Genomic DNA, 19,493 nt, shown 5'->3' with positions numbered 1-19,493 from the left:
TCAATTTTGAATTTTAGCAGCAGCCACTGCCCGGTGCACAATTGTTGGCAGCGAACAAAGGCAGCGAAGCTATTTCGGGCATGCACGTTTCCTTAGCCAAGCAGTCGGTCTGCTTTGGCATCAGCACAAATTTTCCCTGTTTGAAGTCCAGCGCATACCGTCCTATGGTATCCGTTTGATACTCAATCTCTAATTCCGGATTTTGCTCCTGAAGCAGAGGAGTGGCCATATCGATAATGCCGATCAGCTTGTCCGGGCTTAACCGATGGTCGTAGTCCTCGGCCACCCAAATTTGCAGGCTGGCGTGCGCCTCCGTGCGGGTAGTGCCACCGCAGTCAACAAAGTGCTTGGTGGTCAGCCCCATCTCTGTGATGTGAAAATGCAGCGGTACGACTTGCCCGTTGGGCTGTTGGAAAATCAGTTGGTCTACGGATTGAAGATGGGTTTTAAATTCAGAAACTGTCATAGGAATAAAGGAATTTATGATTCAAAGATAACTTTATTGCAATATTGCTATATTAATTTTCAGGGTCATTTTAATCATCCTGGCAAAACTGGTACTTGTTTCAACAGCATTGCTCCCCCGGCTCCATACCGAGCAGCCCGCCCAGCATCTGACGGATTTCGAGCCAGCGGTGGGCATTGATGCAGTAGTGCATGCTTGAGCCTTCAATGGTGCCCTGAATAATGTCAACTTTTTTCAGTTCTGCCAGGTGGCGGGAGATAGTAGGCTGGGAGAGGGGCAGTACATCCATCAGGTCATTGCCGATACAGGCGTTGATCTCCAGCAAATGCTGCACGATAGCGATGCGTGCCGGGTGGCCCAGCACTTTGGCAACGGTGGCCAGCTCGATTTGAGCCTGTGTATAACCCTCGGTTTTGGTTAAGCCCATAATTTCTAGTTTTATTAATATTGCAATATTGCAATAAAGTATTGAAAGTGCATAGCTCTTGGCTCTTTTTTTCGGGAAGTAGTCTGAGAACTTGCCCAACTGCAACAATAAGGAGATGCTTTCCATTATGCTCTTCGATAATTACCGCCGCCGAAGAGTGTCGTTAGGGTAGTAAAGACGGTGTCCCTCCTCTTTTTTTAAAAAAAAATGAGAAAAAATGAAAATCGCTGCAACGTTTAGGGTAGCCATCCACAATAGATAAGCAAAAACAATGATCATGCAACGAATTACAATCTGTTTTTGCTTAGTCGCATTTTTATCGCTGACCAACTGCGAGCGGGAAAATTTCAATGAAATCACTGAAATCCCCGAAGAGATCACGCCCGCCGAGGTGGAGTACCAACAAGGCTTCGCCCTGAAAGCGCAGGAAGAGGACATCTTTGTGTCTGAAGGCTCCGCAAAGCGGTTTATTGGGGCAAATAACTTTACTTCCTATGCATTAACCTCTGGTACTATCATATGCGAGGGCGGAAGTGCATATAGTACAAGTTATAATGGTTCCAATTTCTTTGTCTTAGATTTTTACGTATTCGAGGGTGAGGAATACGTCACTACGGTGGGTATTACTACAGAAGTCGATGGGCAGCCTATGGTATTATTAGGCCTAATATCTCCTGGTAGTGGTTGTGAGTACCAAACAGCAGAATTAACGATTACAGAAATTACTGAAACCGAAATCAGTGGGACGTTTACCGGCGACTTTTTCAGAATAGACGGCCCTTTAGGTAATGATTTGCCTTGCAGCGGTTTTGTCTACGTTGGTGAGTACACAGCTGCTTTCAGCATGCCTTACGAGGACTGCGAATAAGGAGCGCCCATGAATACCGCTACCCTCATCAAAAAATGCCTAAAAGGCAACGCCCGGGCGCAGCAGCAGCTTTATGAGCACTATTTGCCCTACGTACTTACAATTGTACGTCGGTTTGGTGTAGAGCAGGCTGAACAAAGTGACCTAGTTCAGGATATCTTTATTGCGGTATTCCAGGGGCTGGAACGATTTGACCCCAATAAAGGGGATTTACACCATTGGATTCGAGGATTAGCGATTCATAAAACTATAGCTTTTCAACGCAAACAACAGCGGCTGCGGGCGGAGGAGCTCATGCTTTCGGAACAATCTTCCCGAACAACGACTATCGATTTATCGCACTTTGATGCGGAGTATCTGCTTGAACTGATTGCCCAATTGCCGGCAGGCGCCCGTACGGTGTTCAACCTTTATGTGGTGGACGGGTACAGCCACGAGGAGATTGGTAAGATGCTGGACATTAGCCCGGTAGGGTCACGGTCGCAATTATCACGCGCCAAAAAACTATTGAGAGAAGCGTTGGAAGCACAAAAAATAAAGGGTCATTATGGAAACATTTGATCAACGAGGCGGGCTCAACGATAAGCTGGGCCAGCACAAAGCAACAGATATCCCTGCCAACCTGAGCTGGGAACAAATGGGGCCAAACATCAGGGCAGGTCTGGAGCAGAAAAAGCGGCGGCGACTGCTATTCTGGTGGTGGCTGCCGGTTGGTATATCGGTGATGGCGGCTATCGGTTACTTCAGCCTCTTCGGTGGGAGGGCCGAATTGGGGTATTTCCCGGTGCCCGGTCATTTAGTAGGTGAGAATTCAGCTGTAGCGGAATCCATAACAGAAATGCCGGAGGAAATACGGGTGGCTAAAGGTACGAAGGGCATTGTCCCTCCAGCGGATGATCCAAAAGCGAAAGGCGGCACAAAGATACCTGTTCCTTCGCCCAATTCAACGGTGATTAATGCCTCAGTATCATCTAAGTCACAGACCGCTTCAACACGAGTAAATCCCTTAAATGAATTAAAAGATAGTCAGGCAGCGTCAGCTGGTGAGACACTGAATAAAAAGGTAGGGTTAGACCTGCTAAATCAAATCGAAGCGTTGGCCCCGGAAGCGGTGGTCAGCCTCGATTCAACTACCCCCTATCCGGAAGTGCCGGAAATGCAGGCTGTTCGCCGCCCCTGGATTGTGGAAGCCGGAATGGGGTTTGCCTTCAATCTGAACCCGGATATTTACAGTGCGAAGTTGCCTACTACCAACATTGATCCGATGACCGGGCTTACCCCAAGCCTCCGGATAGGGTACGCGTTTCCGCAACAACCCTATACCCTTTGGGCCGGCATCGAAATGGAAGAGCTGGTGCAACGCGAGCGGTTGCAAGAGGCTTCAACAGTTCAGCTATACCAACCCAATACCGTAGATACCATTTTTCGGAATACCATCACCGGAGAAGAATTTATTTCCACCACTGATTCTATACCCGGCATCCGCAGGGTAAATATTCAACAACATAGCACTTTCCGCTCCTGGTCGGTGCCAATACTACTCGGCAGGACCTGGTCAGCAGCCGGCTGGCAACTGGAAGGTAAAGCCGGGGTGGACCTCAATTTGTCTTCCTGGCGTTTGGGCGGTTATTTGACCGAGGGGTATACTGTGGTAAACGCCAGTACCCGATACCAAACCGGATGGGCAGTACGCCTGGAGGGGCAAGTGCTTTTGCCACCTGCGCGATTTGGGCGGTTGTTTGTTCGGGGCGGCTACCGCCGTTCATTGAGTCGGCAGGAAGGGTTGGTGCAGGGCAGTCTTTTCCGCCCGGAAGCTATGGGCTTGACAATGGGGTGGCGGGCGAAGTGGTAGGGGGGGCTGTCGGTTAAAAGCTCCAGCAGGGCCTGGCCAACTACGCGCTCAAACTCATTGTGCCCCCGCACAATGCTGTTTTGTCTTGCATTTGGCATAAAAGCGGAAAGCCATTGCCGGATAAAATGTTTTTTCATATTTTGATATTAATTAAAATTGCGATTAGGTGCGCGCTTAGCCCTGATTTCGATAAACACAATCTTTGGCTTGCGCTCGTATGCTGTTCAGCTGCTGTACGGCGGGTAATATTACATCTGTGAGTAGCGGTTAAGGGATGCCTGCGCTCTATTTTGTATTCTTAAACCCATTAATATTTTTTTAAAATGAAGCATTTATCAGTTTTTTACTCCAAAAATTGGGGGGGGGGGAGCCTGTCAGCGGTTATGCTTAGCCGGTTTTTAATCCTTTGGCTTGCAGTGCCGCTGCTTTGGAGTTGCGAGAAGGAGTCGTTACTCAATGAAACTACTGAACCCTCCGTACAGCTAGAATTTCGCGATAGCTATTATGCAGGTCTCGACACAACAGTTGTAGTTAGTTTGATTGACAGTATTATGGACTTCAAGAACAGCCTTGATGATTGGCGTTCAGGTAGCCGTCTTACGGAGCAGGTTGATGCACAAGATGCCATTGAGATGATGGAAATGACTGCTAATTTTTATCTCAGCCGGCCGGCAAAGGCTTTTGCTGAGTACCATTTCTTCCGGGATTCAGTTGTTCTATCCGCTCTTCCGGCAACTTGGAATGGCACCCAAGCTGCTAAAGTATTCAATGATGTTAAACAGCTTTTGACTACTCATTTCAATGCAGTAAGCGGCACGGACAAAAATTTCCGGTTTCTGGACTTTGCAGCCGTAAGTGACTCCTCGGGCTCTTTCCTATACATTGCCGGGCAGATTGGTAGTACGGAAATTAGCCAGCTAACAATGCCAACACACCCCGAGCTACGGTGGGCCAGAGGTAATGCAGGCTTTGACCAAACAGTTACCTGCCCACCCTCTGCTGAGGAAGAAATTGGCAAAGCTGTCAATTCACAGCTCGGCTTTTTCCTGCAAAACCTACCGCCTTCGCCAATCAACTGCTGCAACCCGCTGGAAAAGCCGAATACCATCATCATGGGGCCGATCGAATTTGTGCAAACTAATTTTCTAGGAATAAATTTCCCCTTAGCCGGAGCTGGGCCGCCTTTGTTTACAGTAAGCACTTTTTTCAATCCGGCAGATTTCGAGAACAGTACGGATTTGGGCAACACGCCTACTGACTACCCGCTCAAAGGCCAGTACAAAATACACGCTGATGCGGAATTTGGAGGGCCTGAGCCAGATGAGCACTGTTTCTCCTTGACTAAGTTTGCCAACTACGTTGAATCAAATAGGTTTGTGGGAGAGCGTTACATCCCTAGGGTCAATCAGGAAAGTAGTAGCACTTTGCCGTTGACACTTATTGCAACTAATGTGCGAAACGACTGGGGTGGCACAGAGCAGCCAGATCCCCCAGCGGGGCCTGGCATCATAAAGGTACAAGAGCATCCTACGTATCATTTTTATGCTTTTGCAATGAGTATTATACTTCCGGACTTCGAACTCGAGGAGTTTTAATTTATTGAACCAACTCTACCCCGGCAGGAGCTTCTCCCGCCGGGGCCCAAACCATACACTTATGGCTTTTTTCAGACCACTTTTTCTAATTAGTGCAGCTTTGGCATTTGCTATGTCTGGCCAAGCGCAAGAGCCCTTAGTGCCATTTTCTGAAATTGATGGCTCCCAGGGGCGTCTCTATTTTCATTCTATTCCGATAAATAGCGGCTATGTTTTTTACCGCCCTATATTTTTTAGTGAGGATGAAGCACTGAGCGGCACTTTTTACCACGTATCTCCTACCGGGGAGCTCCTAGACTCTGTGTCTTTGCCCAGAGACAGCTTCACTTATTCAATTAGCGCGTTGCTTCCGATGGGTCATGGAGGCTTTTCGGTAGTAGGTATCCGGACGCTCAGCTTTGAGCTGCTTACTGAAGGGAACGAAAACCTTAATGAAATCACCTCATCACAGCGCCGGTTTATCGCAGAGTATGACGCAAGCTTGAACCTAACTAGCTTAAATACTTTTGATCCTTTTCCTTCAATAGGAAACACACTCTGGTCCCAGTTGTATATCAGCGGCTCCTCTGATGTTGCAGTATACTATCCTGGTACTGCCAAGTTGATTGGTGATACAATGTACATGGCAGGGAATTATTGGCTAGCCACTTATGACGAAAATATAGACTTAGTAAACTTGTCAAGGTTTTATCAAGTCGAAAAGATGGGGCTGGATGGTACAGACTATGGATCAGGGTTGCCGTTGCTAAACGTTGGTACTTTCCGTTCTTCGGAGATTACCGACAAGCATATTTACGTATTTGGCAGTGTGGGCGCCTCTACCCTGCCCGGCGGCGGAGTACTGAACGGCCAGCAGATTGGCCGTTTCACGCTGACGGGCGGGGAAGCAGAGGCTTTATTTACCTACGATAATGCGGGCTCCGCTTTCGGGCTTGGCTCTGTCGGCAAATTTCACGATGGGAAGCTTTATACTTCTTATATTGTGAGCGAAGAAGTCCCCGTGCCAGGCTTCGAGGGAGAGACAGCTGTAATAGATATCCGCGAGGCTGACACCTTCGCGCCCACTACGCCTCGCTTCAAGTTACCAAGCCCGGTCAATCCTGGATGCAAGCGACCTTTCGCTATTTTTGAGGACGGCAGCTTTTCCTATGTAGGCATAGACCGGCAAAGTGGTACCGACACCACTCTCTACCTTTTCCGCTACAGCAGCGAGCAGGAACTGCTTTGGCGGCAGGGCTATATTCTGCCCGGCCATACGCCTATTGAAATCTACCCTACCGAAGATGGAAAGCTGCTACTTATCTGCCTGGTCGGAGAATCTCCCGGGGCGGAAGAGGTACAGCTGAGGCTTTACAACGTCGCCCCAGGAGGCATTATTAACTCCGCCACCAACCTGGGGCAGGTCCAAACGCCCCCCACCTTCCATCCCAACCCCTTCACCGACGAGCTCCGCCTGCCTGCCCCGCCAGGCCGTCCCATGCGCGTGGAGGTACTCGGCATGGACGGCCGGCCGCACGGGCGCTACGAAGCCCAAAACGGGGCGCTGCAGCTGGGCCATCTGCCGGCCGGCATCTACCTGTTGCGGATGAGCGATGCGCAGAGCGGCGCGCCGCTGGGCGTGCAGCGGGTGGTGAAGGCTGGGGGGTAGAAAACCCTGAGCTTGCTTGGAGAATCGATTGGTGATCAGGCAGGCGGTACTTTTTCAAAAAACTGTAACCAGCCCCGGCAGGAACCCTCCGGCCGGGGCTCAAACCATACGCTTATGGCTTTTTTCAGACCATTTTCTCTATTTATTGCGGCCCTCACATTTGCCACAGCTGGCTGGGCGCAGGAGCCTTTGGTACCGTTTTCAAACCTCAATGGACTGGAATCAAGCAGCTACTTTCATTCCACCCCGATCGAAGGTGGCTATATTTTTTACCGTTCCACATCGTATATTGAGGCAGAAGAACGTTTTGACCAGACCTTTTTTAAGCTTAATGCAGAAGGGGAAGCCGTAGATTCCGTCTCCTTGCCGGACGATGATTTTGCTTATTCCGTTTATGATATTGTCCCTATAGAAAATGGTGGATTTATGGTTACAGGGCATCGGTATTTGAGCTTTGAGCTGCTTACCGAAGGGAACGAAAACCTCAATGAGATTACCTCATCGCAGCGCCGGTTTGCTGCGGAATACGACGGGAATTTGCAGCTGGTCGACTTTCATACCTTCGATATCTTTCCGGACATGGATAATACTCTATGGTCTACCAAGTTGACCAATGGGCATCTGCCTTACAGCCTATCTTATTTCCCGCAGGGAAACTGGATCATTGAAGATACATTGTTCTCAATTTTGGATTATTGGGCGGTTACTTATGATAATGATTTGGAGATCGTCGCTATCAAACCACGTGCTCGACTTGAAAAGCTAAACTTGGATGGCAGCGGGAACAGCGAGACTATTCAATTAAATGAAGACGATGTACAGTATGTTTTCCTTTCCTGTGCGTTCACAGGACAGCATTTTTTTGTCTTTGGCGCGGTAGAAGGCCCACCACCTCCCCCCGGCAGCGGTGCGCTTCCTGGCGTGGAGGTTGGGCAATTTGACTTCTCCGGGCAGGCTATAGCAGCCTATGCATTCGACATTTATGTTTCAGGAGGCCTTTTCACAGGCTCAATGGGGGATTTTCACGACGGAAAGTTGTTCACGACTTACACTACCCAAGTCACCGTGCCTGACCTAAACTGCCCGGACAACCGCTCGGTCATGATCGACATCCGGGATGCAACCACCTTTGAGCAGGTAACCCCACGGTTTGAGCTGCCGCAGTGCGGTGTTCGGCCAGGCTGCAAAAGCCCATTTGCTTTCCACGACGACGGCAGCTTTTCCTATATAGCCCGAGACTGGCAAGGCAGCACCGACACCACTCTCTACCTCTTCCGCTACAGCAGCGAGGAGGAACTGCTCTGGCGGCAGGGCTATATTCTGCCCGGGCACGTCCCTATTGAGATATACCCTACCGAGGACGGGCAGTTGCTACTTGTTTGTATGGTCAGGGCATCATCATCTGATGAAGATGTAGAGCTAAGGCTTTATAAAGTCGCTCCAGGGGGCATTATCAGCTCCACTACCAGCCTGGGGCAGGTCCAAACGCCCCCCACCTTCCATCCCAACCCCTTCACCGATGAGCTGCGCCTGCCCAACCCGCCAGGCCGGCCCATGCGCGTGGAGGTATTTGGCATGGACGGCCGTCCGTACGGGCGCTACGAGGCCCAGAACGGTGCGCTGCAACTGGGACACCTGCCGCCCGGCATCTACCTGCTGCGGATGAGCGATGCGCAGAGCGGCGTGCCGCTGGGCGTGCAGCGGGTGGTGAAGGCTGGGGGGTAAAAGGCTTCTGTTGAATTAATGCCTGCCACTTTCTGCCTGCGGTGGCAGGCTGATTTTTGCTGTAGTTCCGATTTAGCAGTTGATACTGATAAGAAGACTCGGCACTTTTTTCTAATAATATTGCAATATTGCAATAAAGCTATGTTTATAGTTAGGTACTTTATGCTATGGAGCACTCCGTGGCATCAGTTTACTATGTTATTCGATACTGAGTGGAAGAGAGTATACATTTAGCGGTGTCTGCGGAAACGCTCGTTATGCCAATCAACTGGCGGTCAACCTCTGCGACCTTTGCGCTTCCGGGTGAGACATACATTTTCGAATACTCCCGAGTGGAACCCCACCTTTTTACAGGTTCTCTTTCACCAAGACCTCTGCCTCCCCCTTCAGCACCAGAATGCTGTCCAAACTCTCCCGCTGAATGTTCAGCATGTGCTCCGGCGTCGCTTCCGGCATTTTTTTGCCGTGGGTGTGTCCATGTCCGTGATCGTGATCATGATCGTGGGTGTGCTCGTGGCCCGGAACCTCGATCCGCTCCTCCTTCCACCGTTCAAAACGCTGTTGCAGTGCGCTTACGGATTGGACAAACGACCGTTCTGCTTCCGTCAGCGCCCGGCCCTGAATACTGATTTGGTTGTGGCGTTGCTCCAGGCTGTCGAGCAGCGGGCGTAGGGCTTCCTCCGCTTGCAGGGCTTTGTCATGCAGGGCGGCGGCTTCTTCGAGCTTAGGGTCAGTGGCTTCGCCAGATGCGCAAGCGGTTAGGCTTAGGAGCAGTAGATATAGAAATGCTGTTCTCATGGCGTGTAAGGTTCTGCGTTTTTCAAAATGTAGTTGCAATGGTCCAAGTCGTGGACGTTTAGTGCCAGTATACCTTTAAATGTAAGTTGCTCATCCATGCGGAATCGCCGCACCGCTTCAGGTTTAAGCTGCAGCTCCACCACCGACTCCGGCCCGGCTGACCCGCAAAAGTAGCAGGAAGATAATGGATAACGGGACAATATGAAAAACATCTTTTGCTCATTGAAAGGAATAAAATAGCCCGAAAGTACCACCTCCTTCCCTTCGTATTCCTCCACCTCTTTGCTGAATTTGGGCTTCATGTAGTAAGCCCCCAAATCCTCGATGTAGTCGGTCTTGAACTTCACCTTTGACAGCAGCTTCCAGTCAATGTTTTCTTGGGCTGAGGCTAGCGAGACAGCTAGGCAGGTCAGTAGTGTAAAACAGCAAAGGGTTCGCATTCTTCTCTTCTTTTATGCAACATCGTTGCAAATATGGGAATTGATTTCTACTTTTGCAACAACGTTGCATAAATCAAATCTATTGCCCATGCTCAATGAAACCGTGTCCGTTACAGGCTGCCTGCAAAGCGAAGACCGCTCCGGACTGCAGTCTATCCATCAACCAGAATACCAGACAGGCGTCTGGCGCCGAGTACTGCCGGACTCCCTGAGGGAAGCGTCACTTGACTTGCTAAATAGCAGTTGGGAATGCTTTCGGTTTTCCGGGCCGGTGGAAGAATTGCCAACACAACTTGAGCAGGTCGGTATCCACCCTTTACTCAAAGCAGAAGTGCTGAGTCAGGCGAAGTGGTTTGCAGCCTTGATGGAGCACCAGCCCTTGCGGCTCTTCTTCGGAAAAGTACAGAAGGACATGTGCCGCCGCTTTCACACTGATATCAATACGCTGCGGTTGCTTTGCACCTACCACGGCCCGGGAACGCTGTGGGTGCGGCCCGATGCGATTGACCATCATAAAGTAGCCAAGGGTACGAATGAAGAAATGGTCAAAGACCCCGATGGAGTGTTGCAGGCGGATACTGGTGAGGTTTTGCTGATCAAAGGGGCACTGCATGAGCACAGCCAATACGGAGCAGCTCTCCACCGCAGCCCGGCGGTGCAGCAATCCGGACAGGCCCGCTTACTGTTGCGTATTGACACCGGAGGGGCATTTAACTTTTCTTAAAAAAAACAAATCATGCAAAAATTACCAGTTACGGTTCTCAGCGGCTTTCTGGGGGCAGGCAAAACGACCCTGCTCAATCACGTCCTTCACAATAAAGAAGGGCTAAAAGTCGCGGTGATCGTCAACGACATGAGCGAAGTGAACGTGGATGCCCGCCTGGTGGAGGAGGGCAATACCTTGTCCCGCACCGAGGAGAAGCTGGTGGAAATGAGCAACGGCTGCATCTGCTGCACCCTGCGGGAAGACCTGATTGAGGAGGTCGCCCAACTGGCACAGGAAGGGCGTTTTGATTATTTGCTGATTGAAAGTACAGGGATTTCTGAGCCGCTGCCCGTTGCGCAGACCTTCTTCTTCGATAGTGAAGAGCTAAAGGTCAATTTGTCAGAAGTTAGTGAGCTGGATACTCTGGTTACCGTAGTAGATGCTTTCAACTTTCACCGGGATTTTGGCAGCGTAGATACCATATTCTCCCGCGAGCTCAATGACGACCCCACCGATCAGCGCACGATTGTCAATCTATTGGTTGACCAGCTTGAATCTGCTAACGTCATACTGCTCAATAAAACGGATTTGGTGACGGAGCAGCAGGCGCAGGAACTTGAGGCGCTCATCCGTAAGTTCAACGCGGATGCCAAAATTATCCGTACGGAGCACAGTCAGGTCGCTCCATCTGAAATCCTGAATACCAGGCTTTTTGATTACGAGCGTACCAGCCAATCTGCCGGCTGGATCAAAGAACTGTACGAGGAGCACACACCCGAAACCGAGGAATACGGCATCTCCTCTTTTGTCTTCCGGGCACGCCGCCCCTTCCACCCGGAGCGCTTCTGGCAATACCTCAACCGGGACTGGCCCGGCACGGTCGTCCGCAGCAAAGGCTTGTTCTGGATCGCCTCCCGCCCGGATGATGCCATGAACTGGAGTCAGGCCGGGGGCTCACTACGCGCTGAAAAGGCTGGGGTCTGGTGGTCGGGCATGCCCTACCGCCAACGGATCAACCACCCCGCTTTTGTTGAAAATAAGGAGTTCATTGAAAGCCGCTGGGATGCAGACTGGGGCGACCGCAAAACGGAGCTGGTGCTGATTGGGCAGGATATGGAGGAGCAACAAATCCGCTCGGCGCTCTCGGCATGCCTGCTAACCGATGAGGAGGTGAAGGACTGGGAAAGGGGTAAAGCATTCGCAGACAACTGGCCGGTCTGGTAGATGAGAAAGCTCATTGATTTGCAACCCTGTTGCATTTATATTCCGGTCATTCATCAAAACTAAACAGACATGAAAGTCAAACTATTTATTGCGGCATCCTTCCTGGTCTTTCTTTGGAGCTGCCAATCCTCAGGAACGAATAATCAACAGGAACAAACAGTAACAGACTCGCTGTCTCAGGAAGCAGATACGGAGCTGCCGAGCCGGATGGCGACTACAGTTTTTGAGAACGCCTACGTCCGGGTGAAGAAAATGACGCTTTCCCCGGGTGCTGATCAGCCTTTGCACGAAGGCGGACCAAGGGTCGTTTACTCGCTGACCGATTACAAAATGAGCTGGCGGGAAGAGGAAGGCGAGCCCACTGAGAAAGCTTGGTCAGCCGGAGATGTACACTGGCACGATGCAGGTACCCACGCTGCAAAAAATATTGGGCAGGATAAAGCCATGTTTCTTGTAGCTATGCGGACCGATGAAGCACTGCCCGACTGTGATGCAGAAAAAGCCCTCAGCAAGGACGTAAATGAGGTCAGCCCGGATAAAGCGGAAATCCTCTTTGAGAATGAGCATACCAAAGTCACCAAAGTCACGCTGGAAGCCGGGGCAGAGATTCCTGAGCATGCCGGAGCGAACCGGGTTATTTATTCCCTGAATGACTATACGATAAGCTTTGCTTCCGATAAAAACGGCACAGGCGGGAATAGCTTCGAAGCCGGCGAAGCCCACTGGCACGAAGCCTGCATGCATAGCTTGTCCAATACCGGTACGACTGCAGCGGAATTTTTGGTCATTGCTTTCAAAAACTAAAAACGGAGGTTAGTCATGGCGTTATCGCTTCAAAAAATAAATGCAGATATTATTGGCGTATGGGCAAGCAGCTTATGCGCAGTACATTGCGCGGTAACGCCATTGCTTTTTGCCGCTCAGGCCTCCGCTCACTTCGGGCAGCACGCGGTCGGTGAGTCAGCATTGCCTTGGTATTGGGCTGTTTTAGACTGGGCGTTTTTGTTGTTGGCCTTCGTAGCCATACGCTACACCTCAAAGCAGGTGGTTGCTAAGTGGGTAAAGTGGGGGATGTGGACTGCCTGGTCGGTTATTGCAGCAGTGATCCTTTCAGAAACCCTGCACCTGCATATCCTGAGCCATGCCTTCATGTACGTAGGTGCTTTTGCCCTGATTGGGCTGCATTGGTACAACCACCGGCAGTGCCGTCTTTGCCGGGTGGAAAATGCAGCAGATGAGTCTTAAAAAGCTTGATAACCAGTTTTTGTTGCTGCTTTTGTTGGGGCTTTTTGCCTGTTCCCGGCCCGAACCGGAGGAGGCAGGCCATAGCCGTAGTTTAGATGCCTGGCCGGTGCCGGAAGGAGAAGAGGTACCAAAAGCTACTGCCAAAACCCCGAAAGACAGCACAGCCTACGAATGGGAAAACGGCTACCTGCTCTTGAGCTGGAAAACGCTGGCTCAGGTCACTTTTGAATGGGAGTTCAGTGGCGAACTGGAAGCAGAGGTACCGGTGCCAAATTTTAGTAAAACGGTGCAGGCATTAGAAGGGCAGCCGGTGCAGATCAAAGGTTACGTCATCCCGATGGGTGATCCTGACGCCCCCTTCACCATCCTGTCGGCCAACCCTTATAAGCAATGCTTCTTTTGCGGAGGCGCCGGGCCAGAGACGGTGATGGACGTACTGCTTAAAGAAGGAGAAAAGCGCCATTTCGATATGGATGAGACAACGGTTTTCCGGGGACGGCTTCGGCTGAATCGTGATGATTTTGATTACTTAAATTATATCCTGGAAGATGCAGAAGTTGTGGATTGAAAAAAGAGCTGGCAACAGGAAGTACGCCAGTATGATAGCCATAATCCTTCCCTCCGTACTGAGCCTGCTCATCAGCTTAGCACAATTGCCAGCCCAAGGGTTTGAAGGGTACTACCAGTACCCCGACCTTCACGACAATACCATCGTCTTTGTCGCAGAAGGGGATATTTGGAAAGTCCCCATTGAGGGAGGGCTGGCACAGCGGCTGACCACCCACGCAGAGGAAGAGCAGAACCCTATTATCGCTCCTGATGGCAAAACCATGGCTTATTCCGCTACCTACGAAGGGCCTGCAGAGGTCTACACCATGCCATTGGATGGGGGATTACCCACCCGCCGGACCTATTCTGAAGGTTCAAAGGCAGTAGGCTGGACACCCGATGGAAAAGTAATTTACAGCGCAGGTGAATTTAGCAAGCTGCCCACCTCACAGCTGCTAACACTTGATTTGGAAACAAAACAGCGGTCCATAGTGCCATTGTCTTCTGCTTATCATGGCATTCAAAATGAAGATGGGGTATGGTTCTTCGTCCAAATGCCCGACTTTAATGAGAATATCAAGCGATACCAGGGGGGCACCGCCCGTCAAATCTGGAAGTATGACGGACAAAACGAGGCGGTTAAGCTGACGACAGGCCACTTGGGGGAAAGTTTCAACCCGATGTGGCACGAAGGCAGGCTTTACTTCATCACCGACCGGGATGGCATACAGAACATCTGGTCGATGGATGCGGAAGGCCAAGGCTTGAAACAACACACCAGGCATACTGAATTTGATGTGCGCTCTGCCAATCTGGATAATGGCAAAATCGTCTACCAGCACGCCGCTGACCTTTTGCTATTGGATATTGCTTCCGGCGATTACAATAAGATTGATATTCGGTTAGTCTCCGATTTGGAGCATCTGCAGGAAACATGGGTAGAAAACCCCTCGAAGTATATCACCTCAGTACACCCAAATCCAGCGGGCGACCAAGTGGTAGTCACCGCAAGAGGCCGGGTATTCGTTGTTCCTGTGGCGGGCGGGCGGACGCTTAGCTTTGCCGGACAGGACGATACGGTCATCCGGAACCGTGATGCCGTTTTTTCGCATGATGGGGAGCACCTCATCACCTTGTCGGATCAGAGCGGGGAGTTCGAATTTGTACAGTTGCCCGCAGATGGCTCAGGTGAAGCAAGCCCCATTACCACGGATGGGCAACGGCTTAGGTACCAAGGGGTGCCTTCTTCGGATGGCAAATGGATAGCCTATGACGATGTTGAAAACAATATGTACGTGCTCAATATAAATACCGGAGCCAGCAAGTTAATATCCACCAATCAACAAGGCATTCGGGATTTTTCATGGTCACCGGATAATCAATGGCTGGCATTTGTGCAACGGGCTTCCAATCGGATGTACCAAATCAAGGTGTATAACGTGAATGATGGTTCTCTTTTCGACCTGACCACCGACCGGTCGAATAACCACAGCGTGGAGTGGAGCCCGGACGGGAAATTCATCTATTTCCTTTCTGACCGGGGCTTCCAAAACTTGATGGGGTCTCCCCGGGATGCAAGACTGGGTGGCGTGTATTGGGACAAAAGCGAAAGTGCTTATCACGTTCCTTTGAAACAGAGCTACCGGTCGCCTTTCCGGGAAAAAGACGAGCTCATGGGTAAAGGTAAAGAAGATGAGGCTACTACTGACACCTTGATCGTTGCCATCGATAAGGAGGGGATTAAATCCAGAAATATCAAAGTGCCCATCCCTGAAGGAAACTATAATGATCTGGAAGTCAATGATAAGGCCATTTATTTGCTGGTAGAGGAAACCGGCTCAGGCTCCAACTCACATCTAAAAGCAGTTAAGATCACAAATGAAGATGCCAAACTCACAGATATGGCTTCGGGCATTACTAGCTTCGAATTGACGCAGAATGGCGAGAAAATGCTCATTGAAAAAGGGGATTCATACCACCTGGTCGATGCAGGTACAGGGAGCGTAAACTTAAATGCGGGCAAGATTGATTTTAGCGGATGCAAATTTTCAATCAACCCGAGGGAAGACTGGAAACAACTGTACAAAGACGCCTGGCGCATGGAGCGGGATTACTTCTACGACAAGAATATGCACGGCGTGGATTGGGAGGCGATGTATGAAAAGTATTTGCCATTGGTCGACCGCGTGGCCACCAGAAATGAATTAAACCAGGTATTAGCACGCTTGGTTGGAGAGTTGTCGGTGCTACACGCAAATGCAGGTGGTGGGGATATACCCAGCGATGACCAATACATTGGCGTGGCAAGTTTGGGGGCAAACACAAGCCGGGATGAGGCCAATGGGGGATACCGAATCGACTACATCTATCAAGGAGACCCGGATTATGCTGACTTTGGCGATTGGCGATCCCCATTGAAAGACCCCTATCTTGATATACAGGAAGGGGACATCATTACCAAAGTAAACGGCAGAGATGCTCTATCAGCCATAGATTTAGGGGCATTGCTCCGCAATCAGGCCGGAAAGCAGCTTAGATTAACCATCAAAAGGGGAAATACAAGCAAAGAGGTCGTTGTTAAGCCGCGAGGAGGCTCTTACTGGCTGAGGACAATGGACTGGGAATACCACAATCGGCTAAAGGTGGAAAAAGAAAGCAATGACCAAATTGGCTATCTGCACATGAATGCAATGGGGAATTGGGATATTGGGCATTTCTATCGCGAGTTTTTCCCCGTCATTCATAAAAAGGGCTTGATCATTGATGCACGCTTCAACGCTGGGGGCTATACCGATGCGATAATTTTAGAAAAATTGCTACGGCAGCCCTTCATGTATTTAAAGGATAGAACCGGCGAGCCCTACTGTAGGATGGATCAATCTTTCAGCGGGCACATCGTGGTTTTAGCCAATGAAAGAACGGGTTCCAGTGGCGAATCTTTCCTAATCGGCATCAAGCAACTTGGGTTAGGGACGATTATCGGTAAGCGAACCTGGGGTGGCCAGGTCTGGCTGAATGAGAAAAATAAATTGACCGACAAGGGGGTGATGACTGCACCTATGCACGGGGTTTACGGCCCGGAAGGGGAGTGGCTGGTAGAGGGGCGTGGGTTTGAACCAGATATTGAACTGGATAATCTGCCGCATGAAACTTTTAATGGGAAAGATGCGCAGCTGGACGCAGCTATCAAGCTGTTGCGAGAGAAGATCGCCGAGGGTCCAGGAGCAGTCCCGCCTGTTCCGGACTATCCGGATAAGTCCTTTAAAAACAACCGGAAAAACTAACAATCGCAGAGCTTGTGAAACATTACGAGTTCCGAAGTAAAGCAACATGAAAACCAAGAACAACAAAATACAAATGGCTGTGCTTCTAGTGTTTTCTACTTTTGGAGCACTTTTCCAGGATATACTCTAAACCATAACCGATCATCCCTCCTACAGTGTAACTAACCAAATCCCTCCAAAGAAATCCAAAGCCCAGAATCAACCCTCCAAGCCTGGTACTTCTGATTTCATTCATCCATTCCGCATGATACAGCTGGCTGAATTCGATCAAAAAACAAGTGAGAATACTGATCAACGTGACTCTCTTCGAACTCATTTTGGGAAATAGAAAGCCAATGATCCAGAAGATCATTAAGGCATAAAATACATCCCCTAAGTAGGGATAGATTAGCTCCGGGATAAAACGAGCCCTTGATGCGAGCCCAAGACCGATCGTACAGATAATAAAGAAAAGGTAAAGTATTCGGTTTCGCTTGATTGCCATTAGCAGATGATGTTGGGCTGTGTTCCTCCAGCCCACTCTTCTCCAATTTAGTAGGTGAAAGGTAGATAGCCGAATAGATACCGACCTCAATGCTTGATAAAAGGCGCTTCCCGTGAGCTTCCTTCTGCAGGTGAATACCGCACTAAGTACCAACCGTTTGGAAGAGCGCTGACATCCACCTCTCCCATAGTTCCCGGATGTAGGCTCAGGGTGTTTTGTCCCAATACATTATACACCTCTACAGTGCCTTCAGGCGTGGCTCCCTGAATATAAAGATAGTCACGGGCAGGGTTGGGAAATAAGAGCAGTGGCAAGTCGTCTGTATGGGAAGAGTCAACTGGGTCGATGGAGGAATAAAGCAGGGCTTGGTGGGCATTTACCCTGCCATATCCATAATATATATCAAAGCCGGCGGTATCCTCTGCGGGATCGCCAACCTGATCCTCCGCCGTAGTATGCAGTATCTCCCGAATATCTGCTTGGGAACGGCTTGTGTCTTGCGCAAGCAGCAGGCCACATACACCGGAAACCATGGCGCATGCCTGGGAAGTGCCGGCATCAAGCAAATAAGTAAAAGTATCTTGCTCATGGGAGAGGGCGTAGAGGTAATCTCCTGGGGCAACCACGTCAATGTAAGTATTGTAGTTACTACCAGTCAGTCCGCCTTGGAAAAAAGGGGCTGCCCTTTGATCTGAGGCATTAGTCGCGCCCACGGCGATGGTCTCTGGATAGGCGGCAGGGTAAAATGGTAGATCGGTATCGAAGTTACCCATAGCAGCGAGGATGACAACTCCACGCTCGCTCGCATACTGAATGGCTTCTTCCAGCAGTTGAGAAGTGTTGCCTCCACCCAAGGATAGGCTGATGATGTCTGCCCCCATATCAGTAGCGTAGTAAAGTCCTTCCGCCCACCAGCTGTGCATACCAGAATTATTCCGGTTCAACACCTGGCAGTTCATCACCCGGCAATGCCAGTCGATCCCTGCCAATCCCTTCTGATTATTCGCTTCGGCAGCCATTAGGCTCATCATCTGGGTGCCATGGCCATTTCTGTCGTTAGGGTTGTTGTTTTGACTGATGAAATTCCACCCCTGATAGTCATCAATGTATCCGTTGTTGTCATTGTCGATACCGTCAAGCGTGTCTCGGGGATTGCTCCACAATCGGTTGTGCAGATCGGGATGGTCAAGCTTTACACCGCTGTCTAACAGGGCAATCACAACCTCGTCGGAACCCGTTTCCAACTCCCAGGCCAATTCCATATCCATATCGGCATCAGCTTTCATGGGTAGAGTGTCAAAGTTGGTCCCCGTATTCAAGCATTGATATTGTAGGTGAAAAAAGGGGTCATCGGGTATAGAATCCAGCGAGGACTTCGCGCCACATCCATAACCGATAAAATCAGGCTCCACGAACTCAAAAAGCCCGGTCTGTTCAAAAGCGGTTATTACTGATTGCACTGGAATGGGATTAGAAAAAACCAGACAGTAGGTACGTTGATGATGAGGGTTGCCCGTACGCTGAATCTGTAACGGGCCCCAGCGTTGGGTGAGCGCATCAACTTGGCTATGCCCAAACGCCTGTCTTTCCAGGCATTGCTGAACGTTAAAATCACGTGTATTCTGCCATTGGATAATAAGCCGGTCTTGAGGATAGGGCAACTGTGCCAAACCATTTTGAAGCCCCAATAAAAAAACCAGAAGAAGCCTAGCGGATAAAGGCATGATCGTTTTTTTTAAGGTACATTACTTTAATCGCTCCCCAAGCCCACTCTTCTCCAGATACTCCTGCAAGATATGCTCCAACGGCAGCGGCACATCCGCATCCGGAGCAATCAGGGGGATAGGAATGGCAGGCAGGGCTTCCCCCAAAGTGGCTGCCCAGACGTTGGCAATGCTGCTACCGACGCGCTGCAAAGTCATCACATAATCGGCTTGGTCGACCCGCTCGTCCCGCCAGCGGCGTTTGCCCTTTGTCAGCAAATCGATCTCGACCAAGTGGATTCCTTTCTCGGCAAGCTGCTCTTGCTTGCGGCGGAAGTCTTCGTAGCCGTCCCCCGTTTTATTGGCAGGAGAAAGGATTTCAATGGTCGTGACCAAACTATCATCTTTATCTCGTATGGCTACATACCGTTGGGGTTGGCCTAAAACCTCCACAGAGAAGGAAGGTGGTTGCACCACTA

The 19,493-nt window shown here is 50.2% G+C and carries 19 protein-coding genes; 12 read left to right on the top strand and 7 right to left on the bottom strand.

Annotated elements, in window-relative coordinates; all coding sequences use genetic code 11:
* Positions 1-13 precede the first annotated feature (13 nt).
* Together RIC19_RS08610 and RIC19_RS08605 are read right to left on the bottom strand one after the other, a co-directional pair.
* Positions 14-466, bottom strand: coding sequence for a DUF6428 family protein (locus RIC19_RS08610; protein WP_350177899.1), 453 nt, complete (start codon positions 464-466; stop codon positions 14-16).
* A 100-nt stretch (positions 467-566) separates the two neighbouring features.
* Positions 567-893: an ArsR/SmtB family transcription factor gene (locus RIC19_RS08605; protein ID WP_350177898.1), complete on the bottom strand. Its 327-nt coding sequence runs from the start codon at positions 891-893 to the stop codon at positions 567-569.
* Positions 894-1,170: 277 nt separating this feature from the next.
* On the opposite strand from RIC19_RS08605, the gene RIC19_RS08600 reads away from it, so the two are divergent.
* The 6 genes from RIC19_RS08600 (at position 1,171) to RIC19_RS08575 (ending at position 8,581) form a co-directional block, all read left to right on the top strand.
* A complete protein-coding gene (locus RIC19_RS08600) occupies positions 1,171-1,761 on the top strand; it encodes a hypothetical protein (protein WP_350177897.1) in 591 nt (196 codons plus the stop codon).
* A gap of 9 nt (positions 1,762-1,770) precedes the next feature.
* Positions 1,771-2,322: an RNA polymerase sigma factor gene (locus RIC19_RS08595; protein ID WP_350177896.1), complete on the top strand. Its 552-nt coding sequence runs from the start codon at positions 1,771-1,773 to the stop codon at positions 2,320-2,322.
* The gene (locus RIC19_RS08590; protein ID WP_350177895.1) at positions 2,309-3,613 is read left to right on the top strand and encodes a hypothetical protein; all 1,305 of its coding nucleotides are present in this window, start codon (positions 2,309-2,311) and stop codon (positions 3,611-3,613) included. The genes RIC19_RS08595 and RIC19_RS08590 overlap by 14 nt, the downstream gene beginning before the upstream one ends.
* Before the next feature lie 536 nt (positions 3,614-4,149).
* Positions 4,150-5,208 carry a hypothetical protein gene (locus tag RIC19_RS08585; protein ID WP_350177894.1) on the top strand — a complete coding sequence of 353 codons (1,059 nt, stop codon included), beginning with the start codon at positions 4,150-4,152 and terminating at the stop codon, positions 5,206-5,208.
* A gap of 676 nt (positions 5,209-5,884) precedes the next feature.
* Positions 5,885-6,856, top strand: coding sequence for a hypothetical protein (locus tag RIC19_RS08580; protein WP_350177893.1), 972 nt, complete (start codon positions 5,885-5,887; stop codon positions 6,854-6,856).
* Between the two features lie 114 nt (positions 6,857-6,970).
* The gene (locus RIC19_RS08575) at positions 6,971-8,581 is read left to right on the top strand and encodes a T9SS type A sorting domain-containing protein (protein WP_350177892.1); all 1,611 of its coding nucleotides are present in this window, start codon (positions 6,971-6,973) and stop codon (positions 8,579-8,581) included.
* Positions 8,582-8,929: 348 nt separating this feature from the next.
* On the opposite strand, the gene RIC19_RS08570 is transcribed toward RIC19_RS08575, so the two are convergent.
* Entirely contained in the window at positions 8,930-9,379 is a 450-nt protein-coding gene (locus tag RIC19_RS08570) for a hypothetical protein (protein WP_350177891.1), read from the bottom strand.
* Positions 9,376-9,726 carry a DUF3299 domain-containing protein gene (locus RIC19_RS08565; protein WP_350177890.1) on the bottom strand — a complete coding sequence of 117 codons (351 nt, stop codon included), beginning with the start codon at positions 9,724-9,726 and terminating at the stop codon, positions 9,376-9,378. The genes RIC19_RS08570 and RIC19_RS08565 overlap by 4 nt, the downstream gene beginning before the upstream one ends.
* 181 nt (positions 9,727-9,907) lie before the next feature.
* Here RIC19_RS08565 and RIC19_RS08560 point away from each other — a divergent pair, with 181 nt between their 5' ends.
* From RIC19_RS08560 to RIC19_RS08535, 6 genes are all read left to right on the top strand, one after another.
* On the top strand, positions 9,908-10,543 hold the full coding sequence (locus RIC19_RS08560; protein WP_350177889.1) for a DUF1826 domain-containing protein: 636 nt from the start codon (positions 9,908-9,910) through the stop codon (positions 10,541-10,543).
* Between the two features lie 12 nt (positions 10,544-10,555).
* Complete coding sequence (locus tag RIC19_RS08555) at positions 10,556-11,749, top strand: GTP-binding protein (RefSeq protein ID WP_350177888.1); 1,194 nt, start codon at positions 10,556-10,558, stop codon at positions 11,747-11,749.
* A 69-nt stretch (positions 11,750-11,818) separates the two neighbouring features.
* A complete protein-coding gene (locus RIC19_RS08550) occupies positions 11,819-12,553 on the top strand; it encodes a hypothetical protein (RefSeq protein WP_350177887.1) in 735 nt (244 codons plus the stop codon).
* Between the two features lie 15 nt (positions 12,554-12,568).
* On the top strand, positions 12,569-12,994 hold the full coding sequence (locus RIC19_RS08545; RefSeq protein ID WP_350177886.1) for a MerC domain-containing protein: 426 nt from the start codon (positions 12,569-12,571) through the stop codon (positions 12,992-12,994).
* The gene (locus RIC19_RS08540) at positions 12,984-13,562 is read left to right on the top strand and encodes a DUF3299 domain-containing protein (protein WP_350177885.1); all 579 of its coding nucleotides are present in this window, start codon (positions 12,984-12,986) and stop codon (positions 13,560-13,562) included. Before RIC19_RS08545 ends, RIC19_RS08540 begins: the two co-directional genes overlap by 11 nt.
* 31 nt (positions 13,563-13,593) lie before the next feature.
* Positions 13,594-16,827 (top strand): S41 family peptidase, encoded by a 3,234-nt coding sequence (locus tag RIC19_RS08535; RefSeq protein WP_350177884.1) that lies wholly within the window; start codon positions 13,594-13,596, stop codon positions 16,825-16,827.
* An 85-nt stretch (positions 16,828-16,912) separates the two neighbouring features.
* Here RIC19_RS08535 and RIC19_RS08530 read toward each other — a convergent pair whose 3' ends face one another.
* The 3 genes from RIC19_RS08530 to RIC19_RS08520 all read right to left on the bottom strand — a co-directional run.
* Positions 16,913-17,311, bottom strand: coding sequence for a ribosomal maturation YjgA family protein (locus tag RIC19_RS08530; protein WP_350177883.1), 399 nt, complete (start codon positions 17,309-17,311; stop codon positions 16,913-16,915).
* Between the two features lie 86 nt (positions 17,312-17,397).
* A complete protein-coding gene (locus RIC19_RS08525; RefSeq protein WP_350177882.1) occupies positions 17,398-19,035 on the bottom strand; it encodes a S8 family serine peptidase in 1,638 nt (545 codons plus the stop codon).
* Between the two features lie 21 nt (positions 19,036-19,056).
* The coding region (locus tag RIC19_RS08520; protein ID WP_350177881.1) for a DUF4058 family protein at positions 19,057-19,493 on the bottom strand (437 nt) is incomplete at its 5' end.

Origin of the sequence: Phaeodactylibacter sp., assembly GCF_040219495.1 — a bacterium.
Lineage (GTDB): Bacteria > Bacteroidota > Bacteroidia > Chitinophagales > Saprospiraceae > Phaeodactylibacter.
This window is presented reverse-complemented; position numbering and strand designations above follow the sequence as displayed.